The organism is Stagnihabitans tardus (assembly GCF_009925085.1).
GTDB lineage: Bacteria > Pseudomonadota > Alphaproteobacteria > Rhodobacterales > Rhodobacteraceae > Stagnihabitans > Stagnihabitans tardus.
In genome coordinates this window covers 1-1112 of the sequence record NZ_JAABNR010000079.1, presented here as the reverse complement: position 1 = coordinate 1112, position 1112 = coordinate 1, and the positions used below count along the sequence as shown (strand labels likewise).

At 63.8% G+C, this 1112-nt stretch carries 1 protein-coding gene; it reads left to right on the top strand.

All coding sequences use genetic code 11. From position 1 onward, the window contains the following. Positions 1–69: 69 nt before the first annotated feature. Positions 70–1112: IS30 family transposase (locus GV832_RS21660; RefSeq protein ID WP_227754617.1), on the top strand; the 1043-nt coding region annotated here is incomplete at its 3' end.

The window sequence follows — 1112 nt, the reverse complement described above, 5'->3', positions numbered from 1 at the left end:
GGTGCGCGCTATTCTGGAATGCGACTTTTCATGGTTCCTTGATGTTTGGGACCAGACAAGGAGCTGAGAATGAAGATCCGGTTTTCCCATCTTTCCGTCTCCGAGCGGCGCAAGATCGAGCGCTGGCGTCAGGCAAAGCTCTCCCCCGACGAGATGGCGCGCAGACTTGGGCGGCATCGGTCGACCATTTTCCGAGAGCTGCGGCGCAACCGGTTCGTCGACCCGGAACTGCCAGATCTGAATGGTTACTGGGGCCTGATCGCCCAGGGAAAGGCTGACGGTCGCCGGTCGCGACGGCGCAAGCTCCTGCGCGCGGCCAAGCTCAGGGAGCGCGTTGAGCACTGCCTCAGCTGCGGCTGGACGCCCGAGCAGATCGCGGGCCGGATGCGCTATGAGGGAGCGACGGAGCGGGTCTGCCAGGAAACGATCTACCGCCACATCTATTCCGACGAAGGCCGCAGCTCCGAGCTCTGGCGGCACCTGCCCTCCGGCCGGCGTCGTCGCCGCGGCTATCGCCTCCGCAAGCGCCCGCCGCCAAAATTCGCCCCTGAACTCAGCATCCTGTTCCGCCCCGATGTGGTCGCCCATCGCCAGGAGTTTGGACATTGGGAGGGAGATCTCGTGCTCTTCCGCCAGAAGTTCGGCGCCGCCAATGTCACGACGCTCATTGAACGGATGTCCCGCTTTCTGGTCGTCCTGAAGAACCCTGAGAAGCGAACGAAACCGATCATGGCGCAGATCGCGAAGACCCTCGGCCCCCTGCCCGCGAAGGCGCGCCGCTCGGTGACCTTCGACCGCGGCTCAGAGTTCGTCGACTGGCCGCATCTTCAAGCCAAGACCGGCGCAAAGACCTGGTTCTGTGATCCCCAGTCACCCTGGCAAAAAGGCGCTATCGAACATGCCAACAAGCGCCTGCGCCGATGGATGCCCCGCGACACGGACCCCGGGAGCCTCAGCCAAGAGAACCTCCGCCAGCTCTGCACAGCCCTGAACGAGACCCCACGGAAGTGCCTGGGCTTCCGAACCCCCGCCGAAGTCTTCCGCGCCCATGTCCTTGGCCGAGGTCATCGCAAGGCGAAACTCTCCACCAAACCAAAGTCGCATCTGGGCTA